The sequence below is a fragment of the Tolypothrix sp. VBCCA 56010 genome, assembly GCF_050875635.1.
Lineage (GTDB): Bacteria > Cyanobacteriota > Cyanobacteriia > Cyanobacteriales > Nostocaceae > Hassallia.
The window spans coordinates 45,935-64,405 of record NZ_JBPAOH010000007.1 but is presented as its reverse complement, the minus strand read 5'-3'; the positions used below and the strand labels follow the sequence as shown (position 1 = coordinate 64,405).

Annotated in this window: 20 protein-coding genes and 1 pseudogene; 9 read left to right on the top strand and 12 right to left on the bottom strand. The window is 41.7% G+C overall.

Translation table 11 applies throughout. From position 1 onward, the window contains the following. Positions 1–223: 223 nt before the first annotated feature. From AABK37_RS04165 to AABK37_RS04145, 5 genes are all read right to left on the bottom strand, one after another. Entirely contained in the window at positions 224–1,102 is an 879-nt protein-coding gene (locus tag AABK37_RS04165; RefSeq protein WP_432550337.1) for an ABC transporter substrate-binding protein, read from the bottom strand. Between the two features lie 308 nt (positions 1,103–1,410). Next, positions 1,411–2,187: an ABC transporter ATP-binding protein gene (locus tag AABK37_RS04160; protein ID WP_432550336.1), complete on the bottom strand. Its 777-nt coding sequence runs from the start codon at positions 2,185–2,187 to the stop codon at positions 1,411–1,413. A 235-nt stretch (positions 2,188–2,422) separates the two neighbouring features. Next, positions 2,423–3,448 (bottom strand): FecCD family ABC transporter permease, encoded by a 1,026-nt coding sequence (locus AABK37_RS04155; RefSeq protein WP_432550335.1) that lies wholly within the window; start codon positions 3,446–3,448, stop codon positions 2,423–2,425. A gap of 96 nt (positions 3,449–3,544) precedes the next feature. Further along, positions 3,545–4,237 carry a 2OG-Fe dioxygenase family protein gene (locus AABK37_RS04150; RefSeq protein WP_432550377.1) on the bottom strand — a complete coding sequence of 231 codons (693 nt, stop codon included), beginning with the start codon at positions 4,235–4,237 and terminating at the stop codon, positions 3,545–3,547. Positions 4,238–4,394: 157 nt separating this feature from the next. Then, positions 4,395–4,637, bottom strand: coding sequence for a hypothetical protein (locus AABK37_RS04145; RefSeq protein WP_432550334.1), 243 nt, complete (start codon positions 4,635–4,637; stop codon positions 4,395–4,397). Positions 4,638–4,870: 233 nt separating this feature from the next. Here AABK37_RS04145 and AABK37_RS04140 point away from each other — a divergent pair, with 233 nt between their 5' ends. Together AABK37_RS04140 and AABK37_RS04135 are read left to right on the top strand one after the other, a co-directional pair. Further along, positions 4,871–5,605, top strand: a complete 735-nt coding sequence (locus AABK37_RS04140; protein ID WP_432550333.1) for a class I SAM-dependent methyltransferase — start codon at positions 4,871–4,873, stop codon at positions 5,603–5,605. A gap of 192 nt (positions 5,606–5,797) precedes the next feature. Then, a complete protein-coding gene (locus tag AABK37_RS04135; RefSeq protein ID WP_432550332.1) occupies positions 5,798–7,303 on the top strand; it encodes an ABC transporter permease subunit in 1,506 nt (501 codons plus the stop codon). 165 nt (positions 7,304–7,468) lie between these two features. Here AABK37_RS04135 and AABK37_RS04130 read toward each other — a convergent pair whose 3' ends face one another. Next, positions 7,469–8,053 carry a molybdenum cofactor guanylyltransferase gene (locus AABK37_RS04130; protein WP_432550331.1) on the bottom strand — a complete coding sequence of 195 codons (585 nt, stop codon included), beginning with the start codon at positions 8,051–8,053 and terminating at the stop codon, positions 7,469–7,471. A gap of 87 nt (positions 8,054–8,140) precedes the next feature. On the opposite strand from AABK37_RS04130, the gene AABK37_RS04125 reads away from it, so the two are divergent. Next, positions 8,141–8,332: a hypothetical protein gene (locus tag AABK37_RS04125; protein ID WP_432550330.1), complete on the top strand. Its 192-nt coding sequence runs from the start codon at positions 8,141–8,143 to the stop codon at positions 8,330–8,332. A gap of 20 nt (positions 8,333–8,352) precedes the next feature. Further along, positions 8,353–8,679: pseudogene (locus AABK37_RS04120) on the top strand (type II toxin-antitoxin system PemK/MazF family toxin); the annotation flags it as partial. A 19-nt stretch (positions 8,680–8,698) separates the two neighbouring features. Here the strand turns inward: AABK37_RS04120 and AABK37_RS04115 are convergent. The 4 genes from AABK37_RS04115 to AABK37_RS04100 all read right to left on the bottom strand — a co-directional run bounded on the left by AABK37_RS04115 (position 8,699) and on the right by AABK37_RS04100 (position 11,844). Next, positions 8,699–9,100 carry a VOC family protein gene (locus tag AABK37_RS04115; protein WP_432550329.1) on the bottom strand — a complete coding sequence of 134 codons (402 nt, stop codon included), beginning with the start codon at positions 9,098–9,100 and terminating at the stop codon, positions 8,699–8,701. A gap of 10 nt (positions 9,101–9,110) precedes the next feature. After that, positions 9,111–11,186 (bottom strand): thioredoxin domain-containing protein, encoded by a 2,076-nt coding sequence (locus AABK37_RS04110; RefSeq protein ID WP_432550328.1) that lies wholly within the window; start codon positions 11,184–11,186, stop codon positions 9,111–9,113. Positions 11,187–11,378: 192 nt separating this feature from the next. Then, on the bottom strand, positions 11,379–11,591 hold the full coding sequence (locus AABK37_RS04105) for a hypothetical protein (RefSeq protein WP_432550327.1): 213 nt from the start codon (positions 11,589–11,591) through the stop codon (positions 11,379–11,381). Positions 11,592–11,643: 52 nt separating this feature from the next. Further along, positions 11,644–11,844, bottom strand: a complete 201-nt coding sequence (locus tag AABK37_RS04100) for a hypothetical protein (RefSeq protein WP_432550326.1) — start codon at positions 11,842–11,844, stop codon at positions 11,644–11,646. Positions 11,845–11,918: 74 nt separating this feature from the next. Here AABK37_RS04100 and clpP point away from each other — a divergent pair, with 74 nt between their 5' ends. Then, entirely contained in the window at positions 11,919–12,533 is a 615-nt protein-coding gene (gene clpP, locus AABK37_RS04095) for an ATP-dependent Clp endopeptidase proteolytic subunit ClpP (RefSeq protein WP_432550325.1), read from the top strand. A 45-nt stretch (positions 12,534–12,578) separates the two neighbouring features. Here the strand turns inward: clpP and AABK37_RS04090 are convergent, their stop codons facing one another. Next, on the bottom strand, positions 12,579–13,361 hold the full coding sequence (locus tag AABK37_RS04090) for a hypothetical protein (RefSeq protein ID WP_432550324.1): 783 nt from the start codon (positions 13,359–13,361) through the stop codon (positions 12,579–12,581). An 818-nt stretch (positions 13,362–14,179) separates the two neighbouring features. On the opposite strand from AABK37_RS04090, the gene AABK37_RS04085 reads away from it, so the two are divergent. From AABK37_RS04085 to AABK37_RS04070, 4 genes are all read left to right on the top strand, one after another. After that, positions 14,180–16,552, top strand: a complete 2,373-nt coding sequence (locus AABK37_RS04085; RefSeq protein WP_432550323.1) for a ribonuclease R family protein — start codon at positions 14,180–14,182, stop codon at positions 16,550–16,552. A 27-nt stretch (positions 16,553–16,579) separates the two neighbouring features. Next, the gene (locus AABK37_RS04080; RefSeq protein WP_432550322.1) at positions 16,580–16,708 is read left to right on the top strand and encodes a hypothetical protein; all 129 of its coding nucleotides are present in this window, start codon (positions 16,580–16,582) and stop codon (positions 16,706–16,708) included. A gap of 6 nt (positions 16,709–16,714) precedes the next feature. Then, positions 16,715–17,335 carry a flavin prenyltransferase UbiX gene (locus AABK37_RS04075; protein ID WP_432550321.1) on the top strand — a complete coding sequence of 207 codons (621 nt, stop codon included), beginning with the start codon at positions 16,715–16,717 and terminating at the stop codon, positions 17,333–17,335. A 121-nt stretch (positions 17,336–17,456) separates the two neighbouring features. Further along, on the top strand, positions 17,457–18,155 hold the full coding sequence (locus tag AABK37_RS04070) for a LapA family protein (RefSeq protein ID WP_432550376.1): 699 nt from the start codon (positions 17,457–17,459) through the stop codon (positions 18,153–18,155). 22 nt (positions 18,156–18,177) lie between these two features. Here AABK37_RS04070 and AABK37_RS04065 read toward each other — a convergent pair whose 3' ends face one another. Continuing rightward, a complete protein-coding gene (locus tag AABK37_RS04065; protein WP_432550320.1) occupies positions 18,178–18,372 on the bottom strand; it encodes a hypothetical protein in 195 nt (64 codons plus the stop codon). Between the last annotated feature and the right edge of the window lie 99 nt (positions 18,373–18,471).

The window sequence follows — 18,471 nt, the reverse complement described above, 5'->3', positions numbered from 1 at the left end:
GTTGAACAACAGTAAGTGCAAGGCTTACCGATACCAAGCCAAGCAATTCATCAAGTATTTTAGTCCTAATTTATACCATTGGAAACGATATTTTCAAATAATTGTTACAGAACTAAGCGTTGTGTAAATATTAATTGCGATTTTCTGTTAAAACTTAATATAAATTTAAACTCGTAGTAAGCACGAAGAGTGCTTATAAAAGCGATGAATCGCTGACTACGATTTATAAAACCTGCTTCAGTTGCTTACAAGCTTTTTCAATCGCATCTATACTACCTGGATTCACTAAGCCGTAATAATCAAAAACGTAAATGCGGTTATTTTTCGTCGCTTTTAGTTCTTTCCAAAAAGCTTCTTTTTTAAACGAATCTAAAAGCGCTGCATCAGTTTGTTCTGGAGGATTTACAACAATTATTACATCTGGATTGGCTTGCAAAACTTTCTCTGCCGAAAGCGTTACATATCCCCCAATTGGGCTGTTACCTTGTAATTCGGCTGCCAAATTTTTTGTCGGAAATTTCGTTAGCAAATCGCCAGCCCAACTGTTTTTATTTGGTGTTAAAATCGGTTGGCGACTGACTAAAACTAAAGTTGATAATGTCGGATTTTGCTTTGATGGTAAAAAGGTTTTATAGCGATTTAATAATGGCTGTGGATCGGCATCAATTGATTTCGCAAGTGTTTTGGTAAGTTGTTGTAATGATTCCCAGGTCTTTACTTGGGTGAGATATGTTGGAATTCCCAGTTGCTTGAGTTTGTCGGTTGTTTGATTAGAAAATCCTTCTGCACCAATTACTAAATCTGGTTTGAGTGCGACTATTTTTTCTAAATTAGGCGGATTTTGTCCTTCACTGACACGAGGAAGTTTTTGGAATTGCGGATTATCTTTAAATAATTTGCTTCCTGTAATGCCGACAAGTTTTGTTTGGTCGAGTTGAGATATAATATCTGCTGACAGTGAGCTAAGAGCGACTACTTTTTTGGCTGATGTGTTTTGATTTATGTTTGTGGCTGGTGGTTGCTGTGTGGTTGCTGTGCTGCAAGCAAGTAAGAGGAAGCTTAATAATATTGTGAGAATTGATGAGATGCAACGATTATACATGTTTTTAAACGAACCGCGAAGACGCAAAGGACGCAAAGGAAAGAAAGAAAGAGAGTCTCAGGAATTATTTAGGATTGTTATATAATTCTGATTTCTGTTTTATTGTATATGGATGGATATAAAAAAGGGCGAGTAAACATATGTTTCCTAGGAAATCTGACTGTGGTACTCGCCTGGTTCTATACAAGGTTTATTGAAAAATCTTTCTCTCATAATAGTTTTATTTTGTAAAAAACACTTGTCTTCTCAATTACATATGTATAAAACTTATATTTTTCCCAAAATTTACCCAGTAGTAATAAGTTAAACTAATCTATCATCGCTGCTAAAGGACAAATCTGCAAACCTACTGGTGTTTCAAGAATTACAACTTCTACTCCCAAAACATCAGCTAAATTTGCGGGTGTTAATATTTCTTTGGCTTTTCCGATCGCAAAAATTCTTCCTTGAGATAAAAGTGCAAGCCGTGTGCTGTATCTTGCTGCTAAATTGACATCGTGCAAAACTGTAATGATGGTTAAATGCTGTTGATTTAGTTGTTTGAGTAGTTCGAGTAATTCGAGTTGATAGCGAATATCTAGATAAGTTGTGGGTTCATCTAAAAGCAAAATTTGCGGATCTTGAGCTAAAGCAAGTGCTAAAAATGCGCGTTGTCGTTCTCCTCCTGATAATTCTTCGACAAAGCGATCGCTATATTCATCCATCCGCGTTAACTGCAATGCCATTTCTACTTTGGCTTTATCTTCTGGCTGAAGTGAGTATTGCCACCAAGGTTGATACGGTGTACGTCCTAATGATACCAACTGCCGCACCGTTAAACCACTGGGAATTGTTTGCTGTTGTGGTAATAATGCTAACTTTTGCGCCACAATTGACGCGGGTTGACTGTGAATGGCTTTACCATCTAACAATACAGTTCCCTGTTGTGGTTTCAGTAAGCGACTGATAAGTTTTAATAGTGTCGATTTTCCCGAACCATTTGCACCAACTAAACTCAACCATTCACCTGTTTTTACTGTTAGGCTGATTTCATGGATAATTGGTTTAGTGTAACCACCGATGAGATTTTGTGTTTCTAAAAGCATCTTATTTGTTGGTTGTTGGTTGTTATTTGATAGTTGATAGTTGTTGGTTGTTGGTTGTTATTTGTTAGTTGATAGTTGTTGGTTGTAAAAAAGTACTCATAACAACTAACCACGCTCCCACTATCCAAATTCCACTATCCACTATCCACCAACCACGCTCCCACTATCAACCATCCACGCTCCCACTATCCACCATCCACTATCCACCAACCACTAACAACCATCCACCAACTCTTTAAATTCCAGATTTTCGATTGTATAACAACCAAATAAATAAAGGTGAACCTAGTAAGGCAGTAACTGCACCAACGGGCAATTCTACCGCACCTAAGCGCGAAAGCAAATCGGCTGTGGTGAGAACTACAGCACCCCCAATTGCGCTTAATGGCAAAACTGCGCGGTAATCTGTACCTACCAAAAGGCGAATACCGTGAGGTACAATTAAGCCGACGAAACCGATTAATCCACCAACGCTGACTGCACCGGCGGCTAGAAGGGTAGCGACACCACCGATTAAAATGCGATCGCGCAATAAGTTTACTCCTAAACTGACTGCTAATTCATCACCCAAATTTAATAAGTTGACGGCACGCGCTAGCAAGCATCCCAGTAATAAGGCTACGCTGATATAAGCTCCAGCCACGGTCACTTCATTCCATCCCCGCCCATTCAAACTGCCAATCAACCAACTTAAAGCAGTTTGTATTCTACCATCTTCTGCCATCAATAATAATACAGATTGAATCGCCCCAAATAGAGAACTGACGGCAACTCCACCCAAAATTAACCGCTCAATTGATATACCTTCACGACTGCGAGCTAAAAAATAAACAATAATTGTTGTTAATAAGCCACCTACCCAAGCGGCTAAGGGAATCCAACTCAAAAAGACTCCGAAGCTTAACATAGTTATAGCAAATAAACCTGCACCCGCAGAAATACCGAGTAAAAAGGGGTCGGCTAGTCCATTACGTAACATTCCTTGCAGTAGTGAACCAGACATTCCTAAAGCTGCACCCACTAAAACTGCTGCCAAAGTACGCGGTAAACGCAAGTCCCAAATAATTGTTTGATTTAGCGGATCGCCTGTTTTCGTCAGTGCTTGCCATATTTGGACAGTCGTCATTGATACTGCTCCAAATGATAGGGAAATGCCGACGATTATAATCAAAGCGATAGTTAGAAGTAGTGTAGCTATGATTAGGCGATCGCTTTCAATTATTTTTCCTAGTCCCGGAAGCCGCAACTTAAATGCTCCCATTTATGAATAATTTACTCTAATCATTATAGGACTTACGCATTGATTTAAGAATTTTATCACTTGAGAAAAAATGGGCGATCGCGAGTAATAAACAGCTTATTCTACCTGCTTAAATGGTACTTTTTCCCAAGCTGGAAAAGTCAGAACAAAAACGTCTCTTATACCTACATCTTTTGAGCTTGGTTTAATAGCAGTAGTAAAATGAAAAAATTTATGGTCGTTGAACACTAACAATTCACCTGGATTCAGGATTTTCGAGAAAACTGGATTTCCCTTTGTTGATTTATATAGATGTGTTTCCCCACCTTGGATATTTTCTCTTTTTACTGAAAAAATACCCACAATATCAACGGCATCTCTATGTATACCTTCAGGTGCTGGCTCTCCATACTTGGATGAGTCACATATAATTCTAAACTGATGAACGTTTATTTTAATTTCTTCAGTAGTATTAAGTTTGCTTTTCTCAACAAATGTTAAGATAAGATTTCTAAAATCATCAAGTTCTATAATTGCATCATCTAATTCTGCATATTCTCTTTTTACCTCACCTAGCAATGAGTTGTATTCTTGGCTTTGGAAGAAGTATTTATGAGGTAGCTTGATTAACGAATCACCATGAACTTGGAAACGAGATAATCTTCTAAAGCGATAATTGCCATCTAAATAAGGATCGACAGGAAGATTGTTAAAGAATTTATCGAAATTCTCTACATTTAGAAAATTAATTTTTTCTACATTATAGATGAGGCTATGAGATAATTTGTTGGCTCCCGATACTGATTGCAAATCAGCGATTTTGATATCAGCCATAAATCCTCCTTATGTTGTTTTGGTTTATATATAGCGTTTCCTGACCTTGCGAAGTGTAGGGGCACGGCACTGCCGTGCCCCTACACCTCGCAACACAAACCTGTACCGCATCTGAATGGAAACCGCTATAGAATCACTTTTGACTAAAAACGAGCGTGTTTTGAAATGCATCGGGATGCATTAACAATGCATCGGGATGCATAAGCATTGCATCGGGATGCATAAGCAATGCATCGGGATGCATTAACAATGCATCGGGATGCATTAACAATGCATCGGGATGCATAAGCATTGCATCGGGATGCATAAGCATTGCATCGGGATGCATAAGCATTGCATCGGGATGCATAAGCATTGCATCGGGATGCATAAGCAATTTAATGAAATGCTCTACTAAGTAAATGTTATAATCGTCAACCTTAAAGTACAATCAATCTACAGTAGGTAGCCAAGTGGCTCCTGATGGGGTGAGGCAAGGTCAATTTTGGTAGAATTTCCTTGACTATGCGCCTATGGTTGGGCGAAAATTTTACCCACGAATAGAATTTTACCGATAAGGTAGTTTACAAGTTTTTGCTCTTCACACCATTCATTTGACATCCTGACGATATGAAAGATAATTACCCGGAACGCAAAGTGTCTGAAGAAGAACGTTTTCAATCAGACTATTATTCCTACTTGGAACAGCCGGAAAATGCTACACGTTATACACTACCAGTTCATTTTCTAGAGGATGCTTTTCAAAAAAGGTCGTTCTCTTTGTTGGATCTGGGGTCTGGGAATGGGGCTTTGCTCAAATATCTACCTTCTGAATGCGACTACGTTGGGGTAGATCATAGTGAATATTCAATTGAATACTGTTTAAAGCAATACCCCAACAGAACCTTTGTCTGCTCAGACTTATGGGTATTTATGCAGAAACTTGCTACAGAAAATAAAAAGTTTGATGCAGTGGTACTATCGGGGATGATATATAATACCGTTGATAAGGAAAGCGAAGAACACAAGGATGAGCAGGAAATCATTCAATTTTGTTTGGACAAGATAATAAGCGACAAAGGATATCTGGTCATAATTGTCGGATTTAGTTATGGCACGCATCCAGCTCATAGTCTGTTTGTTCGAGGGGAATGGTTACAAAAGTCAGTAGAAAAAATGCTGTCAACTGCGAAGGCAAACATTGTTTACGAGAATATGTCGCTACAGATCGGCTTGGAAAAAAAAATTGGACAGCAAAAAGTGATTCCTGAGTGGTTTGTTCAGGATGCCTCAACTGACTATTCAAGTAAGTTCCCTGGAACATATAGGGCAAGTTGGACATTTATTGCCTCTCCCTCATTTTGACGGTTAAACAGACGCGATAAATCGCCGTCTCTACATAAAATCTATCCGTCAATTAGTCCTTGACGCACTACTAGTCAAAAATTCGCTTTCTTTAACCAGGTTTTTTGCATTCAAATTAATCTCTGGAAATTCATCACCTGAAGGGATGAGCAATTATCCTTTAAATGGGACGGAGAGAAAAGTCTAAAAAATATGCAAAGGTTGACTGTTATCCGTTGGCTAGTTCTTGGCTTAAGCTGTCTATTTCTGCTTACCTCGTGTAGTTTCACGAACGGTTCCACTGCTGGTAAAACACTTACGGTGGCAGTAGAACCAACGTTTCCCCCTTTCGAGCTTCAATCTGCAACTGGTGAGTTGCAAGGCTTTGACGTTGACTTGATTCAGGCGATCGCCCAATCTGCTGGCTTTAAAGTTAAGTATCAAAATATGCCTTTTGCTGGGATGATTCCCGCATTACAGACGCAAACTGTAGACGCGGCAGTTGCGGCTATGGCAATTACTGCTGAACGGGTGAAGATAATTTCCTTCTCGCGTCCTTACTTCAAATCTGGAGTAGCGATCGCCACCCGCACAGACAATCAAAATATTACCAATTTCGACAGTCTTAAAAACAAGATTATTGGCGTGCAAATTGGAACGACCGGCGCACTCAAGGCTAAAAGTATTCCTAAAGCGGAAATTCGCACTTTTAATGATTCACCCTTAACCCTTCAAGCATTAATCAATGGTAATGTCGATGCCGTTCTTAACGATCAAGTTGTTATCTTATACGGCATAAAAAGTGGCAACCTCAAGCGACTCAAAGTAGTCAGCAGTCTGCTGACAGAAGAATTTTATGGCATTCCCACACCTAAAGGATCGCCTAACCTAGACCTAATTAATCAAGGTCTGGCAACGGTGCTGAAAAATGGCACTTACGCTAAAATTTACCAAAAGTGGTTTGGTACTCAACCGCCACAATTACCAGAAAAATCGCCGATTGAAAACCAGATTCCTAAAAAAGGCGTATCTGAGTTATTTACCTCATTAAACATTATCTTGAAGTCACTACCCGTCTTGCTAGATGGGGCTTTGGTGACTCTTGAACTGACAATACTCTCAGTATTGCTGGGAATAGTCGGGGGTTCACTGGTTGGGATTGTTCGGCTTTCTCGTATTGCACTTTTGCGTTTTTCTGCCGCAGCATATGTTGATTTCTTCCGGGGAACACCGTTGCTAGTGCAGATTTTTATGATTTACTTTGGGTTGCCTGCTTTTAGCCAAAATTTTGGTTTCACCTTGAACTTAAATCGTCTGGCAGCAGCGGTGATTGCATTAAGTCTCAATAGCGCTGCTTACATTGCGGAAATTGTCCGCGCAGGTATCCAATCAATTGATCCGGGGCAAGCAGAAGCCTCCCAATCACTAGGCTTGAGTTCAGTGCAAACGATGCGCTATGTAATCTTTCCTCAAGCTTTGCGACGGATGTTGCCACCACTTGGCAATCAGTTCATTAGCCTGCTTAAAGACACTAGCTTAGTTGCTGTCATTGGCTTTGAAGAGTTGTTTCGCAAGGGGCAGCTGATTGTAGCAGAAAACTATCGTTCGTTTGAGATTTATGCCTCTGTCGCGTTGGTTTATTTATTTATGACGCTGTTTTTTTCCCAAGCATTTAATCGCTGGGAGCGATCGCTTAATCCTGATAAAAAAAGTAAGTGAAAAAGGGGAGACAAGGCAGACTTGGGAGACAAGGGAGAGGTGTTTTACAACTCATTTAGGACTGCTATATATGAACTTAATTTAAATTAGTTAAGAAATTTAAATGTAGGGTGTGTTGTGCAAGAGCGCAACGCACCGTCAATTGAATTTTTCTCGCCGACTTACTTAATTTAAATTAGCTAAATCTTCTGGTGTATTGCAGTTAAATAGCATTCCCGGTTCTGTTACGGGCAAAAGTTGCACAGGATGTTGATTGAGCCACGATTGAAACGATCGCCCGCCTTGATTGATATACTCATTTAAATCAGCTAAACAACTGCGGCGATAAAAACCACATAACGGTTCCCATCCTTTGATATGATGCGCTAAAGCGGCGATCGCAGGAGTTGTTACATCATCAAGTTGATTTGCCCATGCTTGCAAAACTTCAACTCGCAAGTTCGGCAAATCGCACGCTAGCAATAATACCCAATCTGTTTGTACTTGCGCTAGTCCTTTAGCAAATCCGACTAACGGTCCAGCAGATAAAGGCGCTTCTTTAATAAACTGGCAGTTAGGCGGTAGTATGTGTTGATAGCGTTCTTCCCAAGGTGTGACAACATAAACTGTATCCGCACATGATTCAGCGATATTATAAATTCTTTGCAATAATGGCACACCTTGAATCAAAATCAAAGCTTTATCCTCACCCATGCGAGAACTTTTTCCGCCGGCTAAGATTATCGCAGTTAATTGGCTACGGTTTGTCATCAGTCTACCAAGAATACCAAGAAGGTTAAATCATGAGCATTGAACTCACGTTATATTATCCTTTAAGAGTATCTGAAAAAAGTAGCTATGACTGGTTTATCACAAGAACTTTTAAGTACCTTTGATAGTCTGACTGAATCAGAAAAGCTGGAAATTGCCTTAGAGATTTTAAAACGTGTTATTCATTTGGACTTTCCACCTTTATCAGATGAGGATTTAGTCTGGAATGCTGAAGAACTTTTTTTAGAGTTAGACAAGCAAGAATCTGATTATGAGTAGTCCCGAACAAGGGAGAAGTTTGGCTTGTCGATTTGGGTTACACGGCAAAAGTCAGACCATGTTTAGTTATCAGCGTTCCTGTTACTAAATCAGACCGTGCGTTAGCAACTCTTATTCCTCACACAACTAGCTTACGAGGTTCAAGATTCGAGGTAGAAGTCGAAGTAAACTTTCTTCGTCGAACAGGAGTATTTGATGTGCAGAATATTATTACAATTCCTCACGCAAAACTCCTACGAAAATTGGGAAGCTTGACACTTGAACAACTAGCGCAAGTGGAGAAAGTATTACTCTTTTGGTTGGGATGTGAGGAAACAAGTTCTGAAAATAAAGAAGATGAAGAGTAGCAATTAACGATAACTAAAGTTATAATGCATATTTTAAAATATCATTAGCTACAGATTCATAAAACGTAATACACACACCAGCCATATCAAGAATTGCAAACTCTTTCGTTCCCCAAGGTTTTATTTCTAGAAATCCATTGGGATGAATCATTTGTCCACCATTCGTTTGCAATTCCTGATAAAGTTGCTCTATACCATCAACTTGGATACGAAAGGTTGTCCATTCAGCTAAATATTTATCATCATTGTTTTGCAGAAAAATTTCTACTGAATCGCGTTTGACGATCGCCATCGTCACTGGCTCGCCTTCTTGATATATTGTTGTAAAGCCCAGCTGTTGTTCGTAGAAAGCGATCGCTTTTTCCATATCGCTACCAGCAGGAATTATCGGGCTGATTTTTCCTAGTATGGGTTGTTTCATGCTTAAAACATTATCCCCGCGTCTGACTTTGCTGAACTTGCTGCAATAACTGCTCAATACTTTCAGCAGCTGGCAGACATTTCAAACCTTGGCAAACTAATCCTACACTACGCTCTGGCAATTTAGATACGCTGCTAAACACAGCCGTAGGCAGATATTTGGGAATAAGCACATTTATCTGCTCAGTTGTAGTGCGAATCAAAGTAGAGTTACGATACCAATCCAAAGCTGCAAATAAACTCGGACAAGCTTGAGGAGAACGACTCATTACGGCTCGAAAAGCTTTTAACCCAAGTTCTGCTAAATCGAGATAATGCAAATTATCCGTCAAAAGCGCCAGCCGCACAAGATTAGCGATCGCTATTCCATTCGCCGACGGTGTAGCGTTATCTACATAACTGCGTTCCCGCACAATTAAATCTTGACTTGCATCACTAGATGTGTTATAGTAACCACCTAATTCAACACTCAAAAGAAATTCGTCAAATTCATCTTGAAGTGCGATCGCTTTTTCTAACCAAAACGTTTGATTGGGTGAACTAACTTGTAAATCCAATAACGCTTTGATAAAAAAGGCGTAATCTTCAGATTGAGCTAACACGCTCGGAGACAATTGGTAATTTAATCGATGAAAACGCCCATCGACAAACTGATTATCCAAGATAAACTTTGCCGCTCGTGTTGCTAGTTCTAAATAATCAGGTTGTTGAAATACTTTATAAGCTACTGCCAAACCAGAAATCATCAAGCTATTCCAAGCGACAATCATCTTTGTATCTGTGACTGCGGGAATGCGTTCAAGCCAGTTTCCTGTTTTTGCTTCGTGGTTGTTGCGGGCGGGAGGAAAAGTTTTAAGTTCATTAGATGTTGCACCGTAGCGAGCAACAAAAAGCTTGGAGAGTGTATTTTTAGTGGTATCACTTAATTCTCCTGCATAACGCCTTTGCAACACATTGTTACCTTCAAAGTTACCGTTAGGCGTTACACTGAAGTGCTGTTGTAATTCTGTTAGTTCAAGAGCAGTGAGTAATTCCTGTAATTCTTTGTAACTCCAGATGTAAAAAGCTCCTTCCTCTGGTTCAGCTTCAGCTGCGGTTGTAAAACTGTCAGCATCTTGAGCTGCATAGAAATAACCTTCAGGAGCGGTCATTTCCCGACTTAACCATTTTACAGTTAAAGCGATCGCTCTTTCAAAAGCCGGCTCTTGTACCCCCATACTCCACAAAGACGCCAGATATTCGACAATTTGACCATTGTCGTAAAGCATCTTTTCAAAATGCGGTACAGTCCAAGTAGAATCAACCGTGTAACGGTGAAAGCCACCACCTACATGATCGAAAATACCGCCTAGTGCTAAATCTAGCCCACGTTGGGTACAAACTTGCTTGCCATTGTACCTTGATTGATTTTCAAGAGCATCAGAAAAAGAAAATCTAGTTCCCCGTAGCGCTAATTCCGCATAGGGAATCATCGGGAACCGATTACCTTGTTGATCTGAAGTAATTATAACCGTGCTAGTTTCCCAGCCTTGCCGTAATAATTCATCATCCTGTGCGGTTGCCTCATCTAATTGCAAAACCGCAGAACTGAGCAGCGACTCTAAAATTACCGCTTTGCGTTGACGCAAATCGTCTTTTTCGGTATCATAATAGCGGCGCAGCGCTTGCAAAACTTGTAAAAAGCCAGGACGACCGAAACGCGGTTCAACAGGGAAATAAGTACCTGCATAAAACGGTACTAAATCCTCTGGAGAAAGAAAGACATTTAAGGGCCAGCCTCCTTGACCGTTACTCATCATCTGCAAAGACTGCATATAAATGCTGTCGATGTCGGGTCTTTCTTCGCGGTCTACTTTAATTGGGAGAAAATTAGCGTTCATGTATTCAGCGATCGCCAAGTCGGAAAACGCCTCACCTTCCATCACAGTACACCAGTGACAGCTAGAGTAGCCAATCGAAAGAAAAATCGGCTTATTTTGCGTTTTTGCAGTTAAAAGCGCTTCATCAGACCAACTCCACCAATCGATGGGGTTTGAAGCGTGTTTGCGGAGGTAGAGACTCTTGGCTTGAGCAAGACGATTCGTCATGATTCAAAGAGCGGTAGTTACATTACCTTCTTTGCTCAGTCTAATACTATTTCACTTTCTGGATAAATATTTCATCATCCTGTTAGAAAATAATTTGTTTACTTCCAGCTTGAGGATGAGAAAAGCACCGAAAAAGCAACGCCGATTAAAAAAAAGCGAAAAGCATGAGTCCTCGAATCAAATACTATACCTTTATGGCAGAGAGCGAAATACCCAGCTAACCATTGGCATCGGCTTTGTATTTAAAGATGATTCTGTCTGAGTATGAATAGAAGTATTTTGGTTAAGTCCCGCTAACAAATGAAGTAAAAAGGTGATGATAGCGGCTTGCAAAAGTTTTTGCAGCATGGTAGTCTCCTGTGTCTTTGGGTGGATGGCAATTGCAGTAGAGTTGATTACCCCCATTGCACCTCGTACTATCGATTTACAGCTTTAGGCATATCTATCCGGATGATTGTTAGTAGAAATGGGTAATGGGGCATTGGGCATGGGGCATGGGGCATGGGGCATGGGGCATTGGGCATTGGGCATTGGGCATTGGGCATTGGGCATTGGGCATTGGGCATGGGGCATTGGGCATGGGGCATTGGGAAGGGTGGGGGAACCCCACCCCTACTTGTCCCCCTTGTCCCCCACTCCCCACTCCCCCACTCCCCACCGGGAGTAATTACCGAAACCAATCAACGGCTGTAATCGATAAAATGTACTTAAAATAGCTGCAAGTACGCGCTTATGATTCCTATCGTTATTGAACAATCGGGTCGGGGCGAACGCGCCTTTGATATCTACTCACGGCTGTTACGTGAGCGCATCATCTTTTTGGGACAACAAATTGATAGCAATCTAGCCAACTTGATTGTTGCTCAACTGCTGTTTTTAGATGCAGAAGATGCGGAGAAGGACATTTATATGTACATTAATTCTCCGGGTGGTTCGGTAACTGCTGGTATGGGTATATTTGATACTATGAAGCACATCCGCCCAGATGTCTGTACAATTTGTACCGGATTAGCCGCGAGTATGGGTGCTTTTCTTCTCAGCGCGGGTGCTAAGGGTAAGCGGATGAGTCTACCCCATTCTCGGATTATGATTCACCAACCTCTGGGTGGCGCTCAAGGACAAGCGACTGATATTGAAATTCAAGCACGGGAAATTTTATACCACAAGCGCAAGCTAAATGAGTATTTAGCCGATCACACAGGTCAGCCGCTTGAGCGTATTGCTGAAGATACCGAACGGGACTTCTTCATGTCGCCAGAAGAAGCTAAGAACTATGGCTTAATTGACTCTGTGATTGACCGTCACGCGGCTGGTAGCCGTCCAATGGCTGTTGTCGATAGCAATTAGAGCTTGTAGTCAGCGCTGAAGCGCTTCAGCGCTGACTACAAATAATTAAAATCCCGCTATGGGGTCTGGTTGCGATTCTAAATATCTCAGAAAGTCCAGTAATTCTTGTTCACTCAACAAAGTGCGTCCCAGCTTACCATAGGTTTTTTTCAGATGCTCCTTTCCTTGTTCTTTTGTCCAGCCTAAGCGCTCAATTTCGACATCTGTTTTCGCAATTACATCCGATAAGTCTATAGGTTGGCTTGTATTATTTCTCTTGCTTTTTAGACTTGGGACATCTTCAGTAGTATAATTGCGGGGCGCAAATTGTCTCACGTTACTAGCAGCAGGCGTTGGTAAAGGATTCTCTTCAGGTTCGCCGCTGTCGTCCAGCATAGCCCAATTTTGCATCGGTATATCAAATTCTGGCTCTCGGTTGCTAGTCATCGCAAAGCGAGGCTCATAGTCTTGGTTGTAAGTGTCGCTTAAAGAAGTCGCTTCTGGTTGTGTAGTGCGTGCCAAGACCGGTGATGGAGTTTGTTCTTCCGGCTTCGCTTCTGTTTGTTTTACAGAATTTACAGCAGGATGAGGGTTGGGCTGCACCTGCGGTATTGATTTCGGTGATACTGTCGATTCCGATGATGAGGTTGTCATTCCCAAAACCATCAGTGCCCGATTTCTTGCTTGATCTTCTGCTGCTTCGACTGTTTCTGCTGCTGCCATACCGGTAGCACGAATTACACCTTCAATTTGTACGCTTGCCCGGACAATATATTTTCCACCGAAGATTTGCACTAATTCAGAAGTAAGACTGCCATTGGGATACAAGCTCTGGAATTGAGCCAACATAATACTTTCACCAATCTAAATTCATTAAACAACGCTCATCTAAAGGATGAAGTCTAAAGGATGAAGGATGAAGTTAAGACTTCACAGAAGTTTTGTGCAGCTTGAAATTGTACCGATTTATTTTTTCATCCTTATCCTTCATATTTCTTTAATTAAGTAGTTTTCACCTTTTTAAATGAAACAGCCTGATATATCTTGATCGCTTGTACCGATTGTAGCAATAGCTGTTTGCGAACAGCTTTTTCACTACTTGCGGCTAACTCTACGTGGTCTTACTTTCAATGCTATACTAATTACCCAATCTGATATGCAGAACTACTTTCACAGAAGTACGCTCTAAATCTACAATAATGAAGTAATGGTTCTTCCTCACTGAGCGGTTTCGCTGCTAACCTAGTTGTTACCGATTCTACATATGGGACAATTGGGTCTGCCGGCAGTTTCTCCTAGTTAAAATCAGAGTCTAATGCCGTGAAAGTACCTGAAATCTAGACAATCAAACACCTGCTGTTTTCCCTGCATAGCGCTTTTAGACTGGAATTTTGTGAGTTTTATAAACAAAGTCTCTCAAAAACCCGTCGCAAACATTACCTAGTGGGTGAATTTTCAATCAGGCGTGCTTTGTTAAGATTAGCTGGGTGAAAGGTGTTTTTCGTAGTGAACTCTGAAAGTGTCGTGGGGTGAGAAGTCCGAGAGTCGCTTTTTTGTCTGTGTTGGAGGTAGGGCTAAACCTCCAACAAAGTACTGACTCATAGTGCTTCTCTCTCCACGAAAGTGTCTTCTAATAATGATGTTTTGACCAAAGGTCGGTTCACTGCATGGAATTTTCAATCGCTACATTGCTTGCCAATTTTACCGATGATAAGTTGGTTGCTCGGAAAGTTTTGGAAAAAAAACTTGGTTGTGAAGATGAAGATAGTTTACAAAAACTTCAAATTGCTTTAGAAGTTCTGGAAAAAGTCGGGCTTTTGGTAAAAGAACGCGGCAAATATCGTCGCATGACAGAAGAGGGAATCATCGAAGCAAAGCTGCGCTGTTCTAGTAAAGGCTTTTGTTTCGCGATTCAGGATACCGAAGGTGCGGAGGATATTTATATTCGCGAAAGTCATCTGAGTAATGCTTGGAATGGCGATCGCGTTTTAGTTAGAGTTCTCAAAGAAGGTAGTCGGCGCCGTTCTCCTGAAGGAGAGGTGAAGCTAATTCTCGAACGCTCGAATCACACTTTGCTAGCGCGAATTAAGCAAGTAGAAAGCGGTTTTCGGGCTGTTCCTCTGGACGATCGCTTGCTGTTTGAACTGAAACTGCTAGCTAGTGGGATGAAATTAGAAGAAGCGATCGACCATCTTGCCCATGTGGAAGTTTTGCGTTACCCTTTAGCACAATATCCCCCTGTCGGTCGAGTCGTGCAAATTCTCGGTAGCGATGCCGAAGCTGCTGCTGATATCGATTTGGTAACTTGCAAGCACGACCTTTCCCGTACTTTCCCGGAGTCAGTTAGCGATGCTGCCGCCAAGTTGCCGAAAAAGTTACTGAAAGCTGATTTAAAAAATCGTCAGGATTATCGTGATTTATTTACCCTAACTATTGGCGGTACAAAAGATTCCCAAGTAATAGAAAACGCTTTTACCTTGCAGAAAACTCCACAGGGACACTCGCGCTTAGGCTTTCACATTACTGATGTTTGTCACTACATTTTACCAGATGAAGCTCTCGATCGCGAAGCAATTAAGCGCGGTAGGACGGTATATCTCGGTGAAGTTGTGCTGCCAATGTTACCGTCATCTGTGGCAGAACGCTGTTCTTTGGTTGTGGGTAGCGATCGCTTAAGCATCTCTTTTTTAATTACCTTCGATTCACAATCACAAGAAGTCCTAGACTGGGAAATTCAAAAGGGTATCATTAAAGTAGACGAACACATCAGCGAACAACAAGCAGAAGCAATTCTGACTGCGAAACTAAGTAAATCTACGAGGGGAAAAAATAAGGGAGCGGAAGAAGTAGTCCAGATGTTGCAAGAACTGCAAGCACTGCGAAATGCAGTCAAACAAGTGCGGCTGAATCGCGGTAGCTTGCAATTAAATCTGCCACCGAACCAAAATCCGTACAACGATGAGGGGATTTTAGGATGTGCCGCAGTCAATGATTTACCTGTGCGATCGCTCTTAACAGAATTCGTGCTACTTGTTAATCAACTGATGGCAAATCATTTAAACGCTTTAGGCGTTCCCGCTATTTGGCGAGTGCAAGGCGCACCCGATTCGGAAGATGTGCAGGAAATGCTAAAATTAGCGATTAATTTAGGCGTGGAACTGTCACTAGAAGCAGAAGTAGATATTCAACCTTTAGATTATCAACAATTGACTAGGGCTTTTGCCGAATCGCCATCAGAACAAGTTCTGACTTACTTGTTGCAAGATACACTCAAGCCAGCTTCTTACAGCACTACTATTGGCTCTCACTTTGGTTTGGCGTTACCAGAGTATACACACTGTACTGCACCGTTGCGGCGTTATCCAGATTTACTCATGCAAAGAGTGTATTATTCACTACTGGAACATGGACGCGATCGCCGCAACACCCGCGTGAAAGAGCGCGTTAATTTGTGTCACTCCTCCAGTCACAGTGAAATTAACTGGAACGTTTTACCCCCAGAATTGCAACAAGAACTGCAAAGCGAGTTGACAAGGGTAATCGTCCAAATTAACGACAGAGAAAAAGAAGTCCAAGAAGCCGAAGCCGATTTAGCCGGGTTGCAAAGAGCTTCTTTGATGAAACAGCGCATTGGCGAGGTTTTCAGCGGTGTAATTACAGGTGTTCAATCTTACGGTTTCTTTGTAGAAATTGAAGTACCAGCAGTTGAGGATAAAGAAAGTGGTAATGTGAGAGTGCCTTTACGAGTTGAAGGATTGGTACACGTTAGCTCGCTTAAAGATGATTGGTATGAGTACCGCGCTCGACAACAAGCGCTATTTGGTCGCAAAAATCGGGCTTCTTACAGATTAGGCGATCGCGTAGCCGTGCAAGTTAAAAGCGTCGATTACTACCGCCAGCAAATTGATTTAGTCACCGTAGGCAGCGATGGTATCGCCTCAGGCAGGGGTATGAACGGCTCCAATGGCGAAGTATCAAATATATACTTATCCAATGAAATGGAGCCTCAAGACCTAGAACCATATGGTGATGATGAATAACGGGGCATTGGGAATGGGGCATTGGTAATGGGGCATGGGACTCCTTGGAGACAAGGAGACAAGGGGACAAGGGGACAAGGGGACAAGGGGAATAATTCTTCTTTCCCCCCATCCCCCCCTCTCCCCATCCCCCCCTCTCCCCCATCTCCCTACTAAAAAAACGTGTCAAACAAACAACAGCCAATTATCTTAGGCATATCAGGTGCATCAGGTCTAATTTACGCCGTTCGAGCGATTAAATTTCTGCTTGAAGCCGACTATGAAATTGAATTAGTTGCCTCGAAGTCAAGTTACATGGTTTGGCAATCAGAGCAGAATATTCGGATGCCTGTAGAACCTCTTCAACAAGAGCAATTTTGGCGACAGCAAGCCAAAGTTGAAGCCGGAGGCAAACTACACTGCCATCCTTGGGGTGATGTTGGAGCGAATATTGCTAGTGGTTCCTTTCGTACCTTGGGGATGATTGTCATTCCATGCAGTATGAGCACCGTAGCCAAGCTAGCAGCCGGCTTGAGTTCCAACTTATTAGAACGGGCAGCAGATGTCCAGCTTAAAGAGGGTCGAAAGCTGATTATCGTTCCCCGTGAAACTCCTTTTAGCCTGATTCACCTGCGTAATTTAACTGCTTTGGCAGAAGTCGGGGCAAGAATTGTCCCCGCCATTCCTGCTTGGTATCACAATCCGCAAACAATCTTAGATTTAGTTGATTTTGTTGTGGCTCGTGCTTTAGACCAACTGGATATTGACTGTATCCCACTTCAACGCTGGCAAGGGAGAAAATAAAAGAGGAAGGGGCATGGGGCATGGGGCATGGGGACGCTTAAAAAGAATTATTACCGATGCCCATTGCCCATTGCCCATTGCCCATTGCCCCTCTGTGAATTACCTTTACCCCTCTTTTTATATGGATATCATTCGCTTAATTTTATTAGTGGCGGTACTGGGAGGACTAACGCTATTGTTAGCGCAAAACTGGTCGCCTGTTCTACCGTTAGTATTTTTGGGGATACGGACTCAACCTTTGCCATTGGCGATGTGGATTTTATTTAGTACGACTGCTGGTGCTATTACATCTGTATTTATCAGCAGCTTATTTAATTTGTCCACTTATTTGGCTCAACAACGCCCAAGACTTAAATCACCAGCCGCTTCACCCCGGAATAAGCAAACCCGTAAAGAAGAAACATTTTCCCGCCCTTTTGTCAACCCTACACCAACGGCTAGTACAACAGAGTCTAGAAGCAGTGACGACGTAGCGGATGATTGGGATACAAATAACAGTACAGATGATGATTGGGACTTTGAAGAGAAGTCTAATGTTGCGTCTACTCAAACAGAGGAAAACATACAGGATAGAGATCGAAGCTACGAACGTCAACAACAACCCAAAACTACTTCTCAATCTGGTTCAGTTTATTCCTACAGCTACCGCCAACCAAAAAATTCTGGAGTAGGAAAAACTGAATCAGTTTACGATGCTGATTACCGAGTAATCATACCGCCTTATCAACCACCGACGACTACCAATCAGAAAAATGATGATGATGATTGGGGATTTTTTGATGATGACGATCTTGATGACGATGAGCGATCGCGCTCTTGAATAAAGATGTGGTATTTATGTGCTAAATGCCACATCTTTCTTCGCGAGACTCCTGCTTCACTTTGCCCATCATCGCCGCTTCTTGCAAGCTCATAAAAGCTTTAAAGTCTTCTAAGTCATACCTAGTTGCCAGTAATTGTCGTAGTTGATTTTCGGCTTCAACCGTTAAATAGCCAGTAGATAGCGCTTTTTGCACAACGTCACGAATTCGAGTCATGGTTGATACCTCAATAGACCACACTTATTTATTCGGGCGCACTCAAATAAGATATGCAGTAGTTTTTGTTCTTCAACCGTTAAGTTGGCAAAGCTTTTT

What these genes read in the sequence shown, in the direction of transcription:
- AABK37_RS04155 (WP_432550335.1), bottom strand. Translation starts at nt 3,448, where the DNA reads ATGGGAGCATTTAAGTTGCGGCTTCCGGGACTAGGAAAAATAATTGAA.
- AABK37_RS04070 (WP_432550376.1), top strand. Translation starts at nt 17,457, where the DNA reads ATGGATATCATTCGCTTAATTTTATTAGTGGCGGTACTGGGAGGACTA.
- AABK37_RS04115 (WP_432550329.1), bottom strand. Translation starts at nt 9,100, where the DNA reads ATGAAACAACCCATACTAGGAAAAATCAGCCCGATAATTCCTGCTGGT.
- AABK37_RS04110 (WP_432550328.1), bottom strand. Translation starts at nt 11,186, where the DNA reads ATGACGAATCGTCTTGCTCAAGCCAAGAGTCTCTACCTCCGCAAACAC.
- AABK37_RS04080 (WP_432550322.1), top strand. Translation starts at nt 16,580, where the DNA reads ATGGGGCATGGGACTCCTTGGAGACAAGGAGACAAGGGGACAAGGGGA.
- AABK37_RS04090 (WP_432550324.1), bottom strand. Translation starts at nt 13,361, where the DNA reads ATGTTGGCTCAATTCCAGAGCTTGTATCCCAATGGCAGTCTTACTTCT.
- AABK37_RS04130 (WP_432550331.1), bottom strand. Translation starts at nt 8,053, where the DNA reads ATGACAAACCGTAGCCAATTAACTGCGATAATCTTAGCCGGCGGAAAA.
- AABK37_RS04135 (WP_432550332.1), top strand. Translation starts at nt 5,798, where the DNA reads ATGCAAAGGTTGACTGTTATCCGTTGGCTAGTTCTTGGCTTAAGCTGT.
- AABK37_RS04160 (WP_432550336.1), bottom strand. Translation starts at nt 2,187, where the DNA reads ATGCTTTTAGAAACACAAAATCTCATCGGTGGTTACACTAAACCAATT.
- AABK37_RS04065 (WP_432550320.1), bottom strand. Translation starts at nt 18,372, where the DNA reads ATGACTCGAATTCGTGACGTTGTGCAAAAAGCGCTATCTACTGGCTAT.
- AABK37_RS04165 (WP_432550337.1), bottom strand. Translation starts at nt 1,102, where the DNA reads ATGTATAATCGTTGCATCTCATCAATTCTCACAATATTATTAAGCTTC.
- AABK37_RS04085 (WP_432550323.1), top strand. Translation starts at nt 14,180, where the DNA reads ATGGAATTTTCAATCGCTACATTGCTTGCCAATTTTACCGATGATAAG.
- AABK37_RS04125 (WP_432550330.1), top strand. Translation starts at nt 8,141, where the DNA reads ATGACTGGTTTATCACAAGAACTTTTAAGTACCTTTGATAGTCTGACT.
- clpP (WP_432550325.1), top strand. Translation starts at nt 11,919, where the DNA reads ATGATTCCTATCGTTATTGAACAATCGGGTCGGGGCGAACGCGCCTTT.
- AABK37_RS04140 (WP_432550333.1), top strand. Translation starts at nt 4,871, where the DNA reads ATGAAAGATAATTACCCGGAACGCAAAGTGTCTGAAGAAGAACGTTTT.
- AABK37_RS04105 (WP_432550327.1), bottom strand. Translation starts at nt 11,591, where the DNA reads ATGGGGGTAATCAACTCTACTGCAATTGCCATCCACCCAAAGACACAG.